The following is a 17,760-nucleotide window of genomic DNA, read 5'->3' as shown; positions in this document are numbered from 1 at the left end:
CCCGCGTGACCGAGTCGAGGCATCCCGCCGACCACCGTCCGCTGCGGATCGGAGTGCAGCTCGCGCCGCAGCACGCCCCATATTCCGCCTTCCGCGACGCGGTGCTGCGCGCGGAGGACCTGGGCGTCGACGCGATCTTCAACTGGGATCACTTCTTCCCGCTCACCGAGCCGACCGAGGCCGAGCACTACGAGGCGTGGACCGTGCTCGCGGCGATGGCCGAGCAGACCGAGCGGGTCGAGTTCGGGCCGCTCGTGAACTGCAGTCCGTACCGCAACGCCGACCTGCAGGCCGACATGGCGCGGACGGTCGACCACATCAGCGCCCATGCGACCGGCACCGGCCGGTTCATCTTCGGCACCGGCTCAGGCTGGGCGCAGCGCGATTTCGACGAGTACGGCTACGCGTTCGGCACGGTGGGCTCGCGACTCGACGCGCTCGCGGCCGATCTGCCGCGCATCCGCGCGCGCTGGGCCCGCCTGAATCCGTCGCCGACCCGCCGCATGCCGGTGCTGATCGGCGGACAGGGCGAGCGCAAGACGCTCCAGCTGGTGGCGCAGCACGCCGACATCTGGCACACGTTCACCCCGCTCGACGATCTGCCCCGCAAGATCGGCGTGATGCACGAGTGGTGTGCGCGCGAAGGACGGGACCCCGCCGACATCGAGCTGTCGACCGGCTTCACGGTGCGCGGGTTCGGTCCGCTGCTGGAGGCCGACGCCCCCGACAGGCTCTACGAGCTCGGCTTCCGGCTCATCGTGCCGGCGATCGATGGACCGGACTACGACCTCTCGCCGCTCGAGCCGCTGCTGAAGTGGCGCGACCGCGTCAACGGCGTCTGACCGCCACTCGACGATACGGTGGTGCCGAACAGCCGCCGCACCGCCGTCAGGAGGCCTCGCATGGGCGCCGTCATCGGAGACATCCTCCCGCTCGCCGTCGGCGTGGCGATCAGTCCGATCCCGATCATCGCCGCGATCCTGATGCTGCTCTCACCGAGGGCACGCGTCACGAGCGTCGGGTTCCTCCTCGGCTGGGTCGCCGGCATCGTCATCGCGGTGACCGTGTTCACGCTGCTGTCGTCGGTGTTCCCCGCCGGCGACGACGATGACTCCAACCCGGTCAGGGGCGTCGTCCAGCTGGTGCTCGGCGTGCTGCTGCTGCTGCTCGCGCTGCGCCAGTGGCGTGGCCGGCCGAAGGGGGACAAGGAGCCGGCCCTCCCGAAGTGGATGCAGGCGATCGACCAGGTGACGTTCGCGAAGGCGCTCGGCCTCGGCTTCCTGCTGTCAGCCCTGAACCCCAAGAACCTGCTGCTCGCGGCTGCCGCCGGCACCGACATCGGAACGGCCGACCTCGACACGGGGTCGATCGTCGTCGTCATCGCGGTCTTCTCGCTGATCGCGGCATCCACCATCCTCGTCCCGGTCGTCGGCTACCTCATCGCCGCGGACAGGTTGAAGGCGCCGCTCGCCGCGCTGCGCGGCTGGCTCGCGAAGGAGAACGCCGTCATCATGGCCGTGCTGCTGCTCGTCATCGGCGCGAACCTCATCGGCAAGGGCATCGGCGCCTTCTGACCTGTGCCCCGGCTACGGTGGAACGCGTGACCTCCCCCGCACGCCGGCCCGAACACCGCACGCCCGAGCACGACATGGTGTTGCTCGAGGGTGGCGTGTTCCGCATGGGATCCGAGGACTTCTACCACGACGAGCGGCCCGTGCACGTACGCGAGGTCGGCGCATTCTGGATCGACCGGTTCGAGGTCACGAACGAGCAGTACGCCGCGTTCGTCGATGACACCGGGTACGTGACGGTCGCCGAGCGCGAGCTGGACCCGGCCGTGTTCCCCGGCGCCGACCCCGCCGAGCTCGTGCCGGGCTCCATGGTCTTCACGCCGACAGCCGGTCCCACCGATCTGCAGAACTGGCGCAACTGGTGGCGCTGGCAGCCGGGCGCGTACTGGCGTCGTCCGTTCGGCCCCGGCTCGTCGATCGACGAGCGCATGCGGCACCCGGTCGTCCACATCGCCTTCGAGGATGCCGTCGCCTACGCCGACTGGGCAGGTCTACGCCTGCCGACCGAGGCCGAGCACGAGTACGCGGCACGCGGGGGTCTCGACGGCGCCCGGTTCGCGTGGGGCGACGAGCCCTACCCGGACGGCGTCCCGCAGGCGAATTCGTGGCTCGGGCGCTTCCCCTACGACAACCAGGGGGTCGGGGATGCCGCACGTGTCGGCTCGTACGCCGCCAACGGCTTCGGGCTGTATGACATGACCGGCAACGTGTGGGAGTGGACGACCGACTACTACACGCCCCGGCACCTGCGACTGTCGGAAAAGCCTGTCGACGCGGGCAAGCGCGAGAACCTGCTCGCCGCGGCGAGCGCCCAGGAGGGCTTCCCGACGATCCCCCGCCGCGTGCTCAAGGGCGGGTCGCACCTGTGCTCGCCGGACTACTGCCTGCGCTTCCGGCCGGCAGCGCGCTCGCCGCAGGCGGAGGACACCGGGATGTCGCACATCGGCTTCCGCTGCGTCCGCGACGCCTGACCTCCCCGGCGTTTCATGTGCACTGCGCGATGTCTGCGGGCCGACGGCACGGCAGACTGACCCCGTGGATCTCCTTCTCAGCGCGAACCTGTCGTGGGGCCTGGCGGTGCTCGTGCACCTGGTCATCGTGGTCGTGGCCCTCATCTACATCCCGCGCGACCGCAAGCCGACGGCGGCGATGGCGTGGCTGCTGCTGATCGTCATCCTCCCCGGCGTCGGCATCATCCTGTACCTCGTCATCGGCAACTTCCGCCTGCCGGCGAAGCGCCGGGGCGAACAGGCGCGGATCGATGCCATGATCCGTGGGAACGTCGCCGACAAGCAGCTCGAGAAGGTCGTCCCCACGTCCCCTCCAGGCGCCGCTGGCGCGTCGCCCGGAGCCTCCGGACGCGTAGGCCCAGCCGACTGGCCGCGATGGTTCCAGCGGGTGGTCCAGCAGAACGAGACCCTCACTGCGCTCCCCGCGACGTGGGGCAACGAGGCGCAGCTGTACGGCGACTACCAGGCGTCGATCGATGCGATGGCCGCCGAGATCGAGACCGCCCAGCACTTCGTGCACGTGGAGTTCTTCATCGTCGCGTGGGACGACACCACGCGCGGGTTCTTCGCCGCGATGGAGCGCGCGGTCGCGCGGGGCGTCAAGGTGCGCCTGCTCGCCGACCACTTCTCGACGAAGCGGCTCCCCAACGCGAAGGAGACGCTCGCCGAGCTCGATCGCATCGGGGTGACCTGGTCGTGGATGCTCCCGGTCATGCCGTTCCAGGGCAAGTACCAGCGCCCCGACCTTCGCAACCACCGCAAGATCGTCGTGGTCGACGGCCGCGTCGGCTTCATGGGATCGCAGAACCTCATCGACCGCACGTACGACTCACCCAAGAACATCAAGCGCGGCCTCAAGTGGCAGGAGCTCATGGCCAGGCTGACCGGACCGGTCGTCGCCGAGGTCAACACGGTGTTCCTGTCGGACTGGCTCATCGAGACCGGCGAGGACCTGTCGGCGGCCGAGCACCTGCCCGCCACCGAGGTCGCACAGTCGACCGCCGCCGATGCGCTGATGTGCCAGGTGGTGCCGAGCGGCCCGGTGTACGACACCGAGAACAACCTGCGGCTGTTCCTCTCGCTCATCTACGGCGCGACCGAGAAGATCATCCTGACGAGCCCGTACTTCGTTCCCGACGAGGCGATGGTCTACGCCATCACGAGCGCGTGCCAGCGCGGCGTCGAGGTGCAGCTGTTCGTGTCGGAGATCGGCGACCAGTTCATGGTGTGGCACGCGCAGCGCTCGTACTACAGCGCCCTGCTCGAGGCCGGGGTGCGGATCTTCCTCTATCCCGCGCCGTTCATCCTGCACTCGAAGCACTTCTCGATCGACGACGACATCGCCGTGATCGGCTCGAGCAACATGGACATCCGCTCGTTCAGCCTGAACAACGAGGTCTCGCTGCTCGTGCGCGGTGAGACGTTCGTCTCGGCGATGCGCGCGGTCGAGCAGGGCTACCGCGACGCCGGTCGTGAGCTCACGCTCGAGGAGTGGCGCCGCGAGCCCAAGAAGGCCACGTTCCTCGACGGCGTGATGCGGCTCACCTCCGCCCTCAACTGAGATCGAAGGATGCCGCGACCGCCGGCGCGACGGCGGGCCCCGGCATCCTTCATCCGTCCTCGCCGTCCTCCGCGGTCGGGGAAGGCGCCGGCTCCACGCGCTCGAGTTCGGCCAGCGCCTCCTGGAACGCGAGGACCGTGGCGGCATCCACTGCGCCGGTCGGCTCGACGCCGAGCTCGAGCTGCAGGTCCTTCACGGCGTCGGTCAGCTCTGGCGTCCACACGCCGTCGACCGGTCCGTCCCAGAATCCGGCGAGCTTGAGGGTCTGCTGCACGGCGGCGGTCGAGGCGATCGCGTCCTGCGCGGCCGTCTCGCCCTGAGCGACGAGCTCGCCCTGGAGCGCCTCGGCCGTCGCCTTGTCGACCGTCCCGGTGACGGGCAGCCCTGCCGTCTGCTGCAGGTCCTCGACGGCCTGGGTGGTCAGGGGTCCGTAGACGCCATCGACCGCCCCTCCGTAGTAGCCCGCGGTCGTGAGGTCCTGCTGCAGCGCCGAGGTGTACGCGCGGACGGCCGCGACGGCTTGCGCCTGCCGCTCGTCGGTGAGGCATCCGGCATCCGCGAACAGCACCAGCCACGCCATCTCGAGCGTCACCGCGGCGCTGTTGAACTGCTCGGCCGCGTCGACGAGCGGCGTGCCGTCGCCGATGCCGTCCTGCGCCTGCGCGAATTCGGCCTCGGCCTGTGTGACACGGTCGACCGAGGCGGCGGGCGCGAGCGGCGTCGGCTCCGAAAGCGGTGCGTCGGCGGCGTCCACGGCAGCCGGGTCGGCGTCTTCAGCCGCGAGCGCGGCCTGGGCCTCTGCCAGCTCCTGCTGAGCGGCGACGAGGTCCTGCTGCGCGTCGGCGGCGGCCTCGGCGCTGCTCACCGCCTCGTCGTGGGGTTCGACGAGATCCGCACCCGCGAGGCGCACGTCGCCGACGGTCGGGGCGGTGGCGTTCAGCACGTCGCCGTATCGGTCGAGTGCGCGGATGTAGTCCTCGCTCGACCGGCAGAACTCGGCCGACGCGTCGGCCGCCGCCGTCTCGGCCTCGGCGACCGCCTTCTCCTTCGCGGTCACCCTCGCCTGCGCCGCGTCGACGTCGCTGATCTCCGCGGCGCAACCCGCCAGGAGGGCGACGGCGAGCGAGAGCGCTCCTGCCGCCGCCGCCGTGCGGCGCACCGGCACCGGCCTGCGATCGTTCCCCATGCGTGGCCTCCCGTCGGGTGAGCCCGGACGCTCACCCGCACAGTCTGTCGACGAGACGGCGCAAGCGCGTCACGCGATCTGTGGGATCCGCGTCGGAGCGCTCCCGCCCCGGTCAGACCTTCTGATCCTGCCGCGGGATCACGACCTCCCGGACGACGATCAGGATCGAGGCCATCACGGGGAGGGCGAGCAGCACACCGAGGACGCCCATCAGGGTGCCGCCGACGAGGGCCCCGATGAGCACGAGGGCCGGCGGGATCGAGATCGCGCGGGTCATCACGCGGGGGCTCACGACGTAGGACTCCAGCTGAATGTAGATCAGGTACGCGATGCCGAAGATCAGCGCCTGCAACGGGCTGGTGAAGAACGCCACCGCGGTGCCGAGCACCCAGAAGATCACCGACCCGAAGAGCGGGATGAGGGTGATGACGAAGGCGACGACCGCCATCAGCGCGGGGAAGGGCAGCCCGATCGCAAGATGCAAGACGAACACGACGCCCGCGTTGATCGACGACAGGATGACGGAACCGATCAGCGAGCTGCCCACCGACGTCGTGATCCGCTCGGTGAGATCCTCCGCCCGCGCGCGACTGCGGGCGGGCGCCAGCGCGTACATCGCACGCTTGGTCGCGGACAGCGAGGCGAGGAAGTACAGCGTCAGGGCGACCACGATGAACCCCGCCGAGATGCCGCCGACGATCCCCGCACCGACCGCGAGGAGGCCACCACCCAGGAACGCCAGCGTCGACGGCGACGTGATCCACTTCGACAGCTCTGCGAGACCCGCCAAGACGGCCGTCTGCGCTTCGGTGCTGAGCCGCGCGAACCAGTCCGACTCGGGGACGGCTGCGATCGCGCCGGGAAGTGCTTCGACGAGTTCGATGATCTGCGCGATCACCGGCGGGAGCACGAAGATGAGGAACGCCGCCATGAGCAGCGCGAATCCGCAGAAGACGATCGCGATGGCGGCTCCCCGACGGGCGCCTCGGCGTTCGAGAACCCGCACGATCGGATCGAGTGCGACCGCGAGGAAGATCGCCAGCGTGATGTAGACCAGGATCGTCGAGACGGCGCCGAGCGCGCTGCCCAGCAGCAGTGCCCCGAGCACGCCGATGGTGACGAGGAATCCGGTCGCGAGCGGTCGGTCGAGACCGGCGAGCACGCCGGCGATCCGGCCGGGGCGTGCGGTGTCGTCTGACGTCATGCCCTCATGATCGCGGCATCCTGCGCCGTCGCACCGCACCACGCGCGCGAACGGTGAACGCACCTGTGCGCCCGCCATGATTTCATGCGGATCGGGGGATGTCGCGCCCGCACGCGCGACGCTAGGTTCTGTACCAGTGACGGGCGCTGGGCCCGTCCCAACGATTGGGACCGCACACCATGGGCTTTTGGGACTTCATCCTCTGGATCTTCTGGGTCTTCGTCTTCGTCGCCTACCTGATGGTGGTGTTCTCGATCATCGCCGACATCTTCCGCGACCATGAGCTGAACGGCTGGCTCAAGGCGATGTGGATCCTCTTTCTGATCTTCGTGCCGTTCCTGACCGCACTGATCTACCTCATCGCCCGCGGCTCCGGCATGCAGAAGCGATCCCTCGCACAGGCCCAGGCGATCCAGTCGGCCCAGGCCGAGTACATCCGCCAGGCGGCAGGCTCCGCTCCGAGCGCCGCCGATGACATCGCCAAGGCGAAGTCGCTGCTGGACGCCGGCACGATCAGCCAGGCCGAGTTCGACACGCTCAAGGCCAAGGCGCTGTCGGCCTAGTCAGCGCCCGAGAGGAGAAGACATGACAACCTTCGATTACGGTCCGATCGAGTTCTACGCGATCGGCTTCGACGGCGACCGGCCGGGCCCAGCGGTGCTCGAGGCGATCGACGACCTTGTGGAGTCGGGCACGGTGAACCTGCTCGACCTCGTATTCGCGCGGCGATCGCCCGAGGGAGAGCTCGAGATCCTCGAGCTCTCCGACACGATCGACGCCGACGGCGTTCCCGCTCTCGACCTGGCCGGCCTCGCCGGGCAGGAAGACATCGAGGCGCTCGCCGAGGGCCTCGAGCCGGGGTCCTCCGCGGCGATCCTCGTGGTCGAGCTGCTGTGGGCCAAGTCGTTCGCGGCTGCGCTCTACGACGCCGGCGGCACGGTCCTCGCCCGCCACGGCATCCCCGCACCAATCGTGAACGCGTTCCTCGCAGAGAACGCCGGCTGAAGGAGGAGACATGCCACTCGGAAGATTCGGACGCCCCGGCCTTATCGGAATGGCGGCCCGCACGGCGGTCGTCGCCGGGACGGCGACCGCCGTCTCAGGCGGCATCGCACGCCACCAGCAGCAGAAGGCCTATCAGCAGCAGGAGGCGCAGGCCTACGAGATGCAGCAGCAGCAGGCTGCCATGGAAGCCGCCGCCGCACAGGCTGTCGCCGCGCAGATGCCCGCTCACCAGGCCGCACCGGCACCCGCCGCGAGCGCGGGCGACGACCTGATGGCGCAGCTGAGCCAGCTCGGACAGCTGCACGCGCAGGGCATCCTCTCCGACGACGAGTTCGCCGCCGCGAAGGCCAAGCTGCTCGGCTGACGACACACACGAAGAAGGCCGCACTCTCGGGTGCGGCCTTCTTGGTGTCGTCGTGCTGTCAGCCGCCGGGGCGGTCGTCGCCGCCGTTGCCGAGGTCTTCCCAGCCCTCCACGTCGGCCTCGTGGCGCGGTTCGCCGGTGCCACTGGTCGATTCGCCGCCGGATGCGCCGCCCGCGTCGTGACCGGCGGATGCCGCGGCGAGCGCGTCGACCTTGTCCATGAGCATCCGCACCTGCGCCCGCGTGGCCGGCTCGTGCGCGTCCTGATGCCGCGCCGCCCGCTCGAGCACCCATGACGCCAGCGACGCCGTGATGATGCCGGCGAGCGCGACCCCGCCGAACATGAGCGCTGATGCGACCACGCGCCCGGAATCCGTCACGGGGATGTAGTCGCCGTAGCCGGTCGTCGTCACCGTCACGCACGCCCACCAGGTCGCGATGCCGAACGTCGTGATCGTCGCGCCGGGGGCGTGCCGCTCGACTTCGAGCACGGCGAGCGAAGACACGTAGATGAGGATCACGGATGCCCCGATGCCATAGACCATGATCCGAACACGCAGCCGATCGCCGGCGGTGGACCGGATTCCGGGCAGCAGCGTGAGCACGCGCAGGAGCCGCACCAGCCGCAGCACCGGCACCAGTGCGAAGGCAAGATCCGTCAGATGCGTGCGGAACCACACCATCTTGCGGTCCGCCATGAACAGGCGCACCAGGTAGTCGACGATGAACATCGCCCACGTGATGCCCACGATCGTCGTCGCGACCGCGCGTTCGGGGCCGTTCAGATCGGCGATCACCCGCCACGAGTACGCGAAGAGATAGGCGAGGCTCGCGATCAGCAACGGGATCTCGGTGCGCTTCTTCCAGGATGCCTCGTCCACACGCGCATCTTCCCGCACGTGAGGGCGCGTGCCGCCGAGCCGCGCCGGTTCAGCCGCGCGGCGCAGGCGACGGCGGCGCGGCGGAGCGCGCCCCTGGGCCGCCGGGGCGGGCGGTGTGGTCGCCCGACAGCCAGCGCATCCACAGCGCTCCCGGGTCGCCTTCGAGCACGAGCGCGCGCACCGCCAGCGTCAGCGGGATCGAGAGGATCGCACCGAGCGGGCCGATGATGAAGGTCCAGAAGATGACGGCGAAGAAGCTCAGCGTGAGGCTGAGATCCACGGCATCGCTGACGAACTTCGGCTGCACGAGCACCTGCAGCACGACATTGACCACCGAGTAGATCGCGATCACCGCGAGCAGCATCGGCCAGCCGCCGACAACGAAGCCGAGGACCATGGGCGGGATCAGGCCCAGCACGAATCCGATGTTCGGGATGAAGTTCGTGACGAACGCGAGGATCGCCCACACCACGGGCGCCGGCACGCCGAGGGCCCACAGGGCGAGCCCGTCGATGATCGCCACGACGGCGCCGAACGAGGCGTTGACGACGTAGTACCGACGGATGCCGGTGTTCAGGCGCCCGATCCGCGCCAGCACCGGACGGTGCCCATCGCCGAACACGCGCCCGGCATCGCGATAGCGGGCCGCGTCGGCGGCCATGAAGATGATGTACGCGAAGACGAAGAACAGCGCCGTCGCCACCCCGATCGCCGCGCCCCCGAGGCTGGAGGCCAGCTCGAGGAGCGTCTGGGGGTCGAGGACGGAGGCCGCGGCATCCGACGCCTCCTCGTCCAGGCCCACGGACTGGAGCCACGCGATCAGATCGTCGACGCTGCCGCGGAGCTCGTCGGCGAACTGTCCCACGAGTTGCGCGAACTGCGTGCCGGCGATCCACAGCAGCACGCCCATGAGCACCAGCACGAGGTAGCCGACGACGATGACGGCGGTCGTGCCCGCCCATCGCGGCCACCCTCGCCGCTCGAGCGGGCGGCGCACCGGCTCGCAGATGACCACGAGCACGATCGCGAGCACCAGCGGCCCGAAGATCTCGCGGGCGAAGAAGATCCCGGCGAGCACCACGACGGCTGCGGCCAGTCCGAGGAGGACGCGCAGGCTGGGCGGCAGCACGGACGCAGGCGGCACGGGGGACGGGGCTGCGCGCTTCACGAGTTCAGGGTAGGCGTCGCGGCCACCGGGCCGGTGAGGGCGCGCTGAACCGACCGCCGGCCGGTGTTCAGGACTCCGCCGGGAACACCTGCGCCCAGTCGTCGCGCACGCTCACCACCGTGAACCCGTGCGCGCTCGCCGCCGCGAGCGCGTCCTCGGCGCCCTTGTCGTACGGCTCGTCGCCGCGGCCGGTGTCGTCGTCGTGGTGGACCAGAAGGCTCAGGCTGCGCGGATTGCCCTGCGCGAATCGCAGCATCGGGATGTCGCCGTTGGAGTTTCCGCCCGCGAGGATCGGGCGCCGTCCGGTGCGCGCCCAGATCCGCACCGGCTTCTGGGGACCGTCGTCGAAGAAGTCGAGCGACGACGTGTAGCGCACGACGTTGTCGTCGGCATCGTACTCGAGTCCCATCGCGGTGCCGATGACGCGCTGGCTCGGGATGCCGTAGTAGTCCTGGGTCATCGGCCTCATGAAGTCGCGCTCGCCGCCCGAGACGATGTACGTCGTGAAGTCGTGCGCGTCGAGGAGGCGGATCAAATCGATCATCGGCTGATAGACGGTGTGCGCGTACGAGCTGTGGAGCGAGAGGTGGCGAGCCTGCCGGTAGAACGCGGCGACGGATGCCTCGTACTCCTCGACGCTCGCTCCCGCGCTGGACGCCGCCACGGCCCCGATGAGCAGCCCGAGATCGGAGTCGTCGCCGGCGTAGTGCTTGTCGATGGCACCCCCGAGCCACGCGAAGTCCCCCGTCACGGCCGCCCGGTACGGCTGGCGATCGGCGAGCGCCGGGTCGGCTTCGGCGGCCGCCTTCCACTGCTGCAGCAGGTAGTGCAGCTGCGTCGGCATCGGCTTCTCGGTCCAGAGGGTTCCGTCGTTGTCGAAGACGGCGACGCGTGCGTCGCGCGCCACGAGGTCGGGGCTCTCCTCGGTGGTCACCGCTGCGACGAACTCCAGGATCGCGGTTCGGGTCGCGGTGTCCCGCCAGGACGGAAGCGCATCGTTCATGCCCGCGACTCTAGCGCTGTGCGGCGCGGGCTGTTTGGATGCAAAGAGCACCTCGCCCTCGCCCGGCCACGATCCAGGAGGCCCCATGTCCGACAAGCCGAACATCCTCATCATCTGGGGCGACGACATCGGCATCTCGAACCTGAGCGCGTACTCCGACGGGCTCATGGGGTACCGCACGCCGAACATCGATCGCATCGCGGACGAGGGTGTGAAGTTCACGGACTACTACGGTGAGCAGAGCTGCACGGCCGGCCGCGCGGCGTTCATCACCGGCCAGAATCCGTACCGCACGGGCCTCACCAAGGTCGGCATGCCCGGCGCCGACATCGGCCTGCGGGCCGAGGATCCGACGATCGCGACGGCGCTGAAGGCACAGGGGTATGCCACCGGGCAGTTCGGCAAGAACCACCTCGGCGACCGCGACGAGTTCCTGCCCACCGCGCACGGCTTCGACGAGTTCTTCGGCAACCTGTACCACCTCAACGCCGAGGAGGAGCCCGAGCACCCCGACTACCCGAAGGCGGAGGACTTCCCGCACTTCAAGGAGCGATTCGGTCCTCGGGGCGTCATCCACTCGTGGGCGAACGCCGACGGCACGCAGCGGGTCGAAGACACCGGTCCGCTCACCAAGAAGCGCATGGAGACCGTGGACGAGGAGTTCCGCGACGCCGCGGCCGATTTCATCCGCCGTCAGGCGGACGACGAGACCCCGTTCTTCGTCTGGTTCAACTCCACCCACATGCACTTCCGCACGCACACCAAGCCCGAGAGCAAGGGACGCGCCGGACGCTGGCAGTCCGAGTACCACGACACGATGCTCGACCACGACGACATCGTCGGCGACCTGCTCGACCTGCTCGACGAGCTGGGGCTCGCCCAGAACACGATCGTCATGTACTCCACCGACAACGGCCCGCACATGAACAGCTGGCCCGACGCCGGCATGACGCCCTTCCGCAACGAGAAGAACTCCAACTGGGAGGGCGCGTACCGCGTGCCGTGCATGGTCCGATGGCCCGGTCGCATCCCCGCGGGCACCACGCTCAACGGCATCGTGAGCCACGCCGACTGGTTCGTGACGCTGCTCGCCGCCGCCGGCGACCCCGACGTCGCCGACCGCCTGAGGGCCGGCACCGACCTCGTCGGCACCGAATACAAGGTGCACCTCGACGGCCACAACCAACTCGATTACATCACCGGGGAGGTCGACGAGAGCGCGCGGAAGTTCTTCTTCTACGTGTCGGACGACGGCGACCTCACGGCGCTGCGCTTCGACAACTGGAAGATCGTCTTCCTCGAGCAGCGCGCGGTCGGGACGCTCAACGTGTGGCTCGAGCCGTACACCGAGCTGCGCGCGCCGAAGCTGTTCAATCTGCGCACCGACCCGTACGAGCGCGCCGACGTCACGTCGAACACCTACTTCGACTGGATGCTCGACCGCATCTTCCTCTTCATCCCGGCGCAGGCGTTCGTCGCGCAGATGCTGCAGACGCTGGTGGAGTTCCCCGTGCGACAGGAGCCAGCGGCCTTCAACCTCGACCGCGTCATGGAGAAGCTCAAAGCCACCGCCGGCAACGTCTAGGAGATCCGCGCCCGTCTATCGCTCGAGCACGGCGCGGGCCACAATGACCCCATGAGCGGTTCCGCGCCGACGGCGTCTGCCGATTCCTGGGCGATCCCGCCGAGCGTGGCGGAGCGCATCGCCGAGGGACGTGCCGCCCGGCAGCACACGCCGCGGCGCGCGCTCTCGCGACTCGGCGGCGCGGGCCGCGACCCGCTCGGCATCCTCGAGCGGCAGAACGCCACGCGCGTCGCCGAGCTCGTGCCGCTGCGCATCGAGCGGATGTCGGCGAGCCCGTTCGCGTTCTATCGCGGCACCGCGGCCCTGCAGGCGGCGGATCTCGCGCGCGACCCGCACAGCGGCATCCTGGTCCCCTCCTGCGGCGATGCGCACATCGCCAACTTCGGCTTCTACGCCTCGCCACAGCGGACCCTCGTGTTCGACCTGAACGACTTCGACGAGGCCGCTTGGGCGCCGTGGGAGTGGGATGTCAAGCGCCTGGTCACCAGCATCGTGATCGGCGGGCAGGCGACCTCGCGCGACGATGCGGTGGTGACGGATGCCGCGCTCGCTGCCGTACGGACGTACGCGCGGGCGATGGACGCATACGCGCAGCGCAGCCCGCTGCTGCGGTTCTTCGAGCATCTCGACGTGCGGGCGTTCGCCGACGCGGCCGACAAGCAGACGCGCAGCGTGCTGAAGGAGGCGATGCACGACGCCCAGAAGCGCACGGCGGAACGGGCGACGAGACGACTCACCCAGACGCTCCCCGACGGCCGCATGGTGTTCGTCGAGCGTCCGCCGGCGATGGTGCACGGCGACGCCGAGAGCGGGGCGCGGCTGCACGCGAACGTGGGCCGCTACACGCGGTCGGCGAACATCGACATCCGGATGCTGCTCAATCACTACACAGTGTCGGACATCGCACGCCGCGTGGTCGGCGTCGGCAGCGTGGGCACCCTGTGCGGCCTGGTGCTCTTCCAGGATGGCGACGGCAACGCGCTCCTCTTGCAGGCCAAGCAGGCCGGCGAGAGCGTGCTCGTGGAGCACGGCGGGATCGAGCAGCCGCGTGAGGCGACCGACTACATCGCTGCTCACGGCCACGGCGGGCGCGTCGTCGCGCTGCAACGCATCCTGCAGGCGGTGTCGGACCCGTTCCTCGGACACCTGCGGTCCGAGTCCGGCGACTTCTACGTGCGTCAGTTCCACGACATGAAGGGCTCCGTCGAGACCGAGGTGCTCGACGACCGTCCGTTCCGCGCTTACGCGGAGGCGTGCGCGGCGACGCTCGCGCGCGCCCATTCGCAGTCGCCGCACGCCGCCGTGGTGGCCGGATACATCGGCACGGGCCGCGTGGTGGGCGAGGCCCTGCTCGAGTGGGCGTTCGCGTACGCCGCGCTCTCGAAGAGCGACTACGACGCCTTCGTCGATGCGCATCGGGCCGACCAAGCCGACACGTGACACGTCCCGGCTTCTGCTGCTGCAGCATCCTTGATGCTCTCTTCCGAGGAGTGAGCATCGCGGGGCGGCGGTTCCGCGTGCCGTCGCCGGTGTCGCGGCTCAGTCCCGTGGTCGCTCGACACGTGCCCGCAGCGACGCGACGAGCATCTCGAGCCCGATCTCGAAGGCACGGTCGCTGCGCTCACGGCCGGTCGCGGCATCCGTCATCAATCGGCCCAGTGTCTCGGTGGGCACCTCCCCGCTCCAGATCTCGTCGGGCGAGGTGACGTCGAGGCCGAAGCCCATCGCGAACGCATCGACGACAGCCACGACAGCGAGCACCTCGTCGTCGGGGAGGCCGGCCTCGACCAGCGCGGTCGCGAGCCGGTCGTAGCTGGCGATCACGCCGGGGTCGGTGATCGTCTTGCCGACGATGAGCGGAACGATGAGCGGGTGGTCTGCGTACAGCCGGCGGAGGCCGCGGACGGTGCCGGTGACGATCTCGTGCCACTCCCCCGAGATCGGCTCGGGTAGGTATCGCTCGCCGAGCCGGGTGCGCATCAGCTCGACGATGGCGTCCTTGCCGTCGACGTGGTTGTAGAGCGACGACGGCGTGACGCCGAGGCGCCGTGCGAGGGCGTTGACGCCGAACGTCTCGCCGGAGTCGGCCAGTTCGATGGCGGCGTCGGCGATCAGATCCACCGACAGCAGGTTCACGCGCGGGCGCGGCATCCGGCTCCTCCCGTCCCTCGGTCAGCCTAGGGCCGGCGCACGATCGCGCAATCCGGTCTTCCCTGATCCGACATCTTCCTGCAACAATAAACGAATACCGTTCGTTTAATCGGCCACGGGGCCGATTTCGCACACCGTCGTGCTCGAACGACAGGAAGACACACGCATGAATGACCTCGAAGCACGGGTTCCCCTCCGCGTCCCCACCGGCGCAGCGACCTTCGCGATCGGCATCGCCGGGTATCTCGGCGTCAATCTCTCCCCCTACATGATCACGGCGCTGCAGGAGGGCTTCGGCGCCGACGTCCTCACTGCGAGCTGGATCGTCACCGCGACCCTCCTCGCGACCGCCGTCACGGGACTCGCGACGGCTCCGTGGTGCGCGGGCCGCCACCGGCGTCTCGTGGCGCGGGTGGGTCTCGCGGCGGGCGTCGCGGGCTTCCTCGCCGCGGCGCTCGTCGCCGTCCCCGCCGTCGCGATCGCCGGGCTCCTCGTCGGCGGCATCGGGGCCGGCGGTGCGGTCGCCGCCGCCGGCGCCGCCCTGGCGGCCTTCCGCAATCCCGACCGCGTCGCGGGCTTCAACGGGCTCGCGAACCGCGGTGTCATCACCATCGTGCTCGCCGTCGTGCCGCTGATCGGCCTCGCGCCGATCGACGTGTTCGGGTCGCTCGCGCTGTTCTGCCTCATCGGCCTCGTTGCGGTCGGCTGGCTGCCGGTCGCCCCTGTGATCGATCCGCAGGCCGGCGCGGCCGTCGCCGAGGCGATGCCGATCGAGGTGCCCGCGACCGGAACTGTGCGCGTCCGCACGCGCATCGCGTCGCGGACCGTCACGATCGCGGGCTTCGCGCTGCTCGTCACATTCGCCCTGTGGGCCGTGAGCGAGGACTCGCTGTGGGCGATGGCCGGTGTCATGGGCGCCGAGCAGGCCGGGCTCACCGACGCCGGGCTCGGCCTCGCGCTCAGCGGCGCGACCGCCGGCGGCCTCGTCGGATCGGTGCTGCTCATGATCGTCGGCAACCGGCTCGGCCGCGCCGTCCCGCTCGTCGTGCTCCTCGTCGCCGGCGGCGCGCTCAAGATCGCGCTCGGCTTCGCGACGGACGAGACCGCGTTCATCACGATGTTCATCGTGTGGAACACCATCTACGCGATCGCCTTCATGTACTTCGTGTCGACGTCGGCGGCGCTCGATGCCGACGGCCGCTGGTCGGGGCCGCTCCTCGCGGTGTATCTCGTCGGCTCGGCGCTCACGCCCGTGATCGGCGCGGCGCTGGTCGAGGTGTTCGGCTACCAGGGCTTCGTCGCCGTGCTGGGTGCGGCCAGCTTCGTGCTCGCGATCCCGGCAGCGATCGTCGCGACGATCTCGACGCGCGTCGAGAAGGATGCCGCGGCCGCCGCTCTCACCGCGACCGGCGCCCGGGCCGGCGCCGCCGCGCAGGAGGTCGGAGCATGACCGCGACGCTGTTCACCGGAGGCCGCATCTTCACCGCGGGCGCAGAGCCGTGGGCGGAGGCGCTCGTGACCGACGGCGCCCAGGTCGTCTTCGCGGGCGACGCGGCACGGGCGCGTGCCGCGGCGGGACCGGATGCCGCGACGGTCGACCTCGCCGGACGCCTGTTGCTCCCCGGCTTCACCGACGCCCATACCCATCTCGTCATGATGGGCGAGGCGCTCGGCCGCGTCGGACTCACCGACGCGCGGACCCTCGAAGAGATTCAGGCTCGCCTGCGCGCCGCACGCGCCGCCGACCCGGCTGCGACGCGGGTGCTCGGCCGCGGCTGGCTCTTCGACTCGGTGCCCGGCGGCGCGCCGACCGCCGCGATGCTCGATGCGGCCGTCGCCGACGTGCCGGTGTACCTCGACGCGAACGACTACCACTCGTGCTGGGTGAACTCGGCGGCCCTCGCCGAGCTCGGCATCACGCGCGACACCTCCGACCCGATCGGCGGCCGGATCGGTCGCGATGCCGTCGGGGGGCCCGACGGCATGCTGTACGAGACGGCGGCGCAGGCGCACGCGTGGGCGTTCCTCGCGGATGCCACGAGCGACGCCGATCGCGACGAGGCGGTCGAGCGCACGCTCGCCGCGTATCTCGCGACCGGTGTGACGGGCGTCGTCGACATGGCGTTCGACGAACTCGGGCTCGCGGCGTTCCAGCGCGCCGCCGCGCGTCGCGGGGGCCGGCTCCCGCTGCGCGTCGCGGCCCACTGGTTCATCGAGAACACCGGTGACGAGGCCGCCAACCTCGCGCAGGTCGCCCGTGCGGTCGAGCTCGCCCAGAGCGTGCGGTCGCCGTGGTTGCGGATCGCCGGGATCAAGCTGGTGGTCGACGGCGTGATCGACGCCTGCACGGCCGCGATGCGGCATCCGTATGCCGACGGCTCGAACGCCGACCCGATCTGGCCGCTCGACGACATCAAGCCCGTCGTCGCCGCGGCCGACGCCGCCGGGCTGCAGGTGGCCCTGCACGCCATCGGCGACCTCGCGAGCGACCTCGCACTCGATGCCCTCGAGCACGCCGCCGTCGTCAACGGGCCGCGCGAACGCCGTCACCGCATCGAGCACCTCGAGTACGCCGCGCCCGGAACCGCCGAGCGGATGTCGCGGCTCGGGGTGACCGCGTCGATGCAGCCGGTGCACGCCGACCCCGCGATCTTCGACAACTGGGCGGCGATGCTCGGCGACGAACGCGTCGAGCGCGCGTTCGCGTGGCCCGAGTATGTCGCGGCGGGGGCGCTCCTGGCGTTCTCGACGGATGCTCCCACGGCGCCGCACGAGGCGCTGCCCAACATGTACATCGCCGCGACCCGCGGCTCCGCGCTCGATCCGTCGTTCGCGCCGCAGCACCCGCAGTACGCGCTGCCGCTCGAGCAGGCGCTCGGGCACGCGACGAGGGATGCCGCGGTCTCGGTCGGCGAGGGGGACCTGCGGGGCCGCCTCGAGGCGGGTATGGCGGCCGACTTCGCGATCGTCGACGTGGATCCGTTCACGGCCGGCACCGAGGCGCTGCTGCGGGCCCGCGTCGTTCGGACGGTGGTCGCCGGCGAGGCGCAGTACGACACCGGCGAAGTCTGA

17 protein-coding genes are annotated in these 17,760 nt (G+C 70.2%); 11 read left to right on the top strand and 6 right to left on the bottom strand.

The window, feature by feature from the left end:
- Positions 1-5: 5 nt before the first annotated feature.
- The 4 genes from AC3ANN_RS00190 to cls all read left to right on the top strand — a co-directional run bounded on the left by AC3ANN_RS00190 (position 6) and on the right by cls (position 4,142).
- Positions 6-842: an LLM class F420-dependent oxidoreductase gene (locus AC3ANN_RS00190; protein WP_488338994.1), complete on the top strand. Its 837-nt coding sequence runs from the start codon at positions 6-8 to the stop codon at positions 840-842.
- 60 nt (positions 843-902) lie between these two features.
- Positions 903-1,574 carry a GAP family protein gene (locus AC3ANN_RS00185; protein WP_488338993.1) on the top strand — a complete coding sequence of 224 codons (672 nt, stop codon included), beginning with the start codon at positions 903-905 and terminating at the stop codon, positions 1,572-1,574.
- 26 nt (positions 1,575-1,600) lie between these two features.
- The gene (locus AC3ANN_RS00180; protein ID WP_488338992.1) at positions 1,601-2,542 is read left to right on the top strand and encodes a formylglycine-generating enzyme family protein; all 942 of its coding nucleotides are present in this window, start codon (positions 1,601-1,603) and stop codon (positions 2,540-2,542) included.
- Positions 2,543-2,606: 64 nt separating this feature from the next.
- A complete protein-coding gene (cls, locus tag AC3ANN_RS00175; protein ID WP_488338991.1) occupies positions 2,607-4,142 on the top strand; it encodes a cardiolipin synthase in 1,536 nt (511 codons plus the stop codon).
- A gap of 49 nt (positions 4,143-4,191) precedes the next feature.
- On the opposite strand, the gene AC3ANN_RS00170 is transcribed toward cls, so the two are convergent.
- Both AC3ANN_RS00170 and AC3ANN_RS00165 read right to left on the bottom strand, forming a co-directional pair.
- Positions 4,192-5,328, bottom strand: a complete 1,137-nt coding sequence (locus tag AC3ANN_RS00170) for a peptidoglycan-binding domain-containing protein (protein WP_488338990.1) — start codon at positions 5,326-5,328, stop codon at positions 4,192-4,194.
- Positions 5,329-5,440: 112 nt separating this feature from the next.
- Entirely contained in the window at positions 5,441-6,532 is a 1,092-nt protein-coding gene (locus AC3ANN_RS00165; protein WP_488338989.1) for an AI-2E family transporter, read from the bottom strand.
- A gap of 179 nt (positions 6,533-6,711) precedes the next feature.
- On the opposite strand from AC3ANN_RS00165, the gene AC3ANN_RS00160 reads away from it, so the two are divergent.
- The 3 genes from AC3ANN_RS00160 to AC3ANN_RS00150 are packed head-to-tail and all read left to right on the top strand — an operon-like array spanning position 6,712 to position 7,901.
- Positions 6,712-7,095 carry an SHOCT domain-containing protein gene (locus AC3ANN_RS00160; protein WP_488338988.1) on the top strand — a complete coding sequence of 128 codons (384 nt, stop codon included), beginning with the start codon at positions 6,712-6,714 and terminating at the stop codon, positions 7,093-7,095.
- A gap of 22 nt (positions 7,096-7,117) precedes the next feature.
- Positions 7,118-7,537, top strand: a complete 420-nt coding sequence (locus AC3ANN_RS00155; protein ID WP_488338987.1) for a DUF6325 family protein — start codon at positions 7,118-7,120, stop codon at positions 7,535-7,537.
- 10 nt (positions 7,538-7,547) lie between these two features.
- On the top strand, positions 7,548-7,901 hold the full coding sequence (locus AC3ANN_RS00150) for an SHOCT domain-containing protein (protein ID WP_488338986.1): 354 nt from the start codon (positions 7,548-7,550) through the stop codon (positions 7,899-7,901).
- Between the two features lie 58 nt (positions 7,902-7,959).
- Here AC3ANN_RS00150 and AC3ANN_RS00145 read toward each other — a convergent pair whose 3' ends face one another.
- The 3 genes from AC3ANN_RS00145 to AC3ANN_RS00135 all read right to left on the bottom strand — a co-directional run bounded on the left by AC3ANN_RS00145 (position 7,960) and on the right by AC3ANN_RS00135 (position 10,952).
- Positions 7,960-8,781 carry a potassium channel family protein gene (locus AC3ANN_RS00145; protein ID WP_488338985.1) on the bottom strand — a complete coding sequence of 274 codons (822 nt, stop codon included), beginning with the start codon at positions 8,779-8,781 and terminating at the stop codon, positions 7,960-7,962.
- Between the two features lie 49 nt (positions 8,782-8,830).
- Positions 8,831-9,949 (bottom strand): AI-2E family transporter, encoded by a 1,119-nt coding sequence (locus AC3ANN_RS00140; RefSeq protein ID WP_488338984.1) that lies wholly within the window; start codon positions 9,947-9,949, stop codon positions 8,831-8,833.
- A 67-nt stretch (positions 9,950-10,016) separates the two neighbouring features.
- Positions 10,017-10,952 carry an HAD family hydrolase gene (locus AC3ANN_RS00135; protein WP_488338983.1) on the bottom strand — a complete coding sequence of 312 codons (936 nt, stop codon included), beginning with the start codon at positions 10,950-10,952 and terminating at the stop codon, positions 10,017-10,019.
- 85 nt (positions 10,953-11,037) lie between these two features.
- On the opposite strand from AC3ANN_RS00135, the gene AC3ANN_RS00130 reads away from it, so the two are divergent.
- Together AC3ANN_RS00130 and AC3ANN_RS00125 are read left to right on the top strand one after the other, a co-directional pair.
- Entirely contained in the window at positions 11,038-12,537 is a 1,500-nt protein-coding gene (locus tag AC3ANN_RS00130) for an arylsulfatase (RefSeq protein ID WP_488338982.1), read from the top strand.
- 51 nt (positions 12,538-12,588) lie between these two features.
- On the top strand, positions 12,589-13,977 hold the full coding sequence (locus AC3ANN_RS00125) for a DUF2252 domain-containing protein (protein ID WP_488338981.1): 1,389 nt from the start codon (positions 12,589-12,591) through the stop codon (positions 13,975-13,977).
- 99 nt (positions 13,978-14,076) lie between these two features.
- Here the strand turns inward: AC3ANN_RS00125 and AC3ANN_RS00120 are convergent, their stop codons facing one another.
- The gene (locus tag AC3ANN_RS00120) at positions 14,077-14,688 is read right to left on the bottom strand and encodes a TetR/AcrR family transcriptional regulator (RefSeq protein ID WP_488338980.1); all 612 of its coding nucleotides are present in this window, start codon (positions 14,686-14,688) and stop codon (positions 14,077-14,079) included.
- Between the two features lie 166 nt (positions 14,689-14,854).
- Between AC3ANN_RS00120 and AC3ANN_RS00115 the strand changes: the two genes are divergently transcribed.
- Together AC3ANN_RS00115 and AC3ANN_RS00110 are read left to right on the top strand one after the other, a co-directional pair.
- Positions 14,855-16,138 carry an MFS transporter gene (locus AC3ANN_RS00115; RefSeq protein ID WP_488338979.1) on the top strand — a complete coding sequence of 428 codons (1,284 nt, stop codon included), beginning with the start codon at positions 14,855-14,857 and terminating at the stop codon, positions 16,136-16,138.
- Positions 16,135-17,760, top strand: a complete 1,626-nt coding sequence (locus AC3ANN_RS00110; RefSeq protein WP_488338978.1) for an amidohydrolase — start codon at positions 16,135-16,137, stop codon at positions 17,758-17,760. Before AC3ANN_RS00115 ends, AC3ANN_RS00110 begins: the two co-directional genes overlap by 4 nt.

The organism is Microbacterium sp. STRO-2N, from assembly GCF_057747775.1.
The sequence above is the reverse complement of the archived record's forward strand: the minus strand, read 5'-3'. Positions and strand labels throughout refer to the sequence as shown.

Excerpts from the sequence above, each read along its gene's own strand:
- AC3ANN_RS00185 (WP_488338993.1), top strand. The coding sequence starts at position 903 with ATGGGCGCCGTCATCGGAGACATCCTCCCGCTCGCCGTCGGCGTGGCG.
- AC3ANN_RS00170 (WP_488338990.1), bottom strand. The coding sequence starts at position 5,328 with ATGGGGAACGATCGCAGGCCGGTGCCGGTGCGCCGCACGGCGGCGGCG.
- AC3ANN_RS00165 (WP_488338989.1), bottom strand. The coding sequence starts at position 6,532 with ATGACGTCAGACGACACCGCACGCCCCGGCCGGATCGCCGGCGTGCTC.
- AC3ANN_RS00160 (WP_488338988.1), top strand. The coding sequence starts at position 6,712 with ATGGGCTTTTGGGACTTCATCCTCTGGATCTTCTGGGTCTTCGTCTTC.
- AC3ANN_RS00155 (WP_488338987.1), top strand. The coding sequence starts at position 7,118 with ATGACAACCTTCGATTACGGTCCGATCGAGTTCTACGCGATCGGCTTC.
- AC3ANN_RS00150 (WP_488338986.1), top strand. The coding sequence starts at position 7,548 with ATGCCACTCGGAAGATTCGGACGCCCCGGCCTTATCGGAATGGCGGCC.
- AC3ANN_RS00135 (WP_488338983.1), bottom strand. The coding sequence starts at position 10,952 with ATGAACGATGCGCTTCCGTCCTGGCGGGACACCGCGACCCGAACCGCG.
- AC3ANN_RS00130 (WP_488338982.1), top strand. The coding sequence starts at position 11,038 with ATGTCCGACAAGCCGAACATCCTCATCATCTGGGGCGACGACATCGGC.
- AC3ANN_RS00125 (WP_488338981.1), top strand. The coding sequence starts at position 12,589 with ATGAGCGGTTCCGCGCCGACGGCGTCTGCCGATTCCTGGGCGATCCCG.
- AC3ANN_RS00120 (WP_488338980.1), bottom strand. The coding sequence starts at position 14,688 with ATGCCGCGCCCGCGCGTGAACCTGCTGTCGGTGGATCTGATCGCCGAC.
- AC3ANN_RS00115 (WP_488338979.1), top strand. The coding sequence starts at position 14,855 with ATGAATGACCTCGAAGCACGGGTTCCCCTCCGCGTCCCCACCGGCGCA.
- AC3ANN_RS00110 (WP_488338978.1), top strand. The coding sequence starts at position 16,135 with ATGACCGCGACGCTGTTCACCGGAGGCCGCATCTTCACCGCGGGCGCA.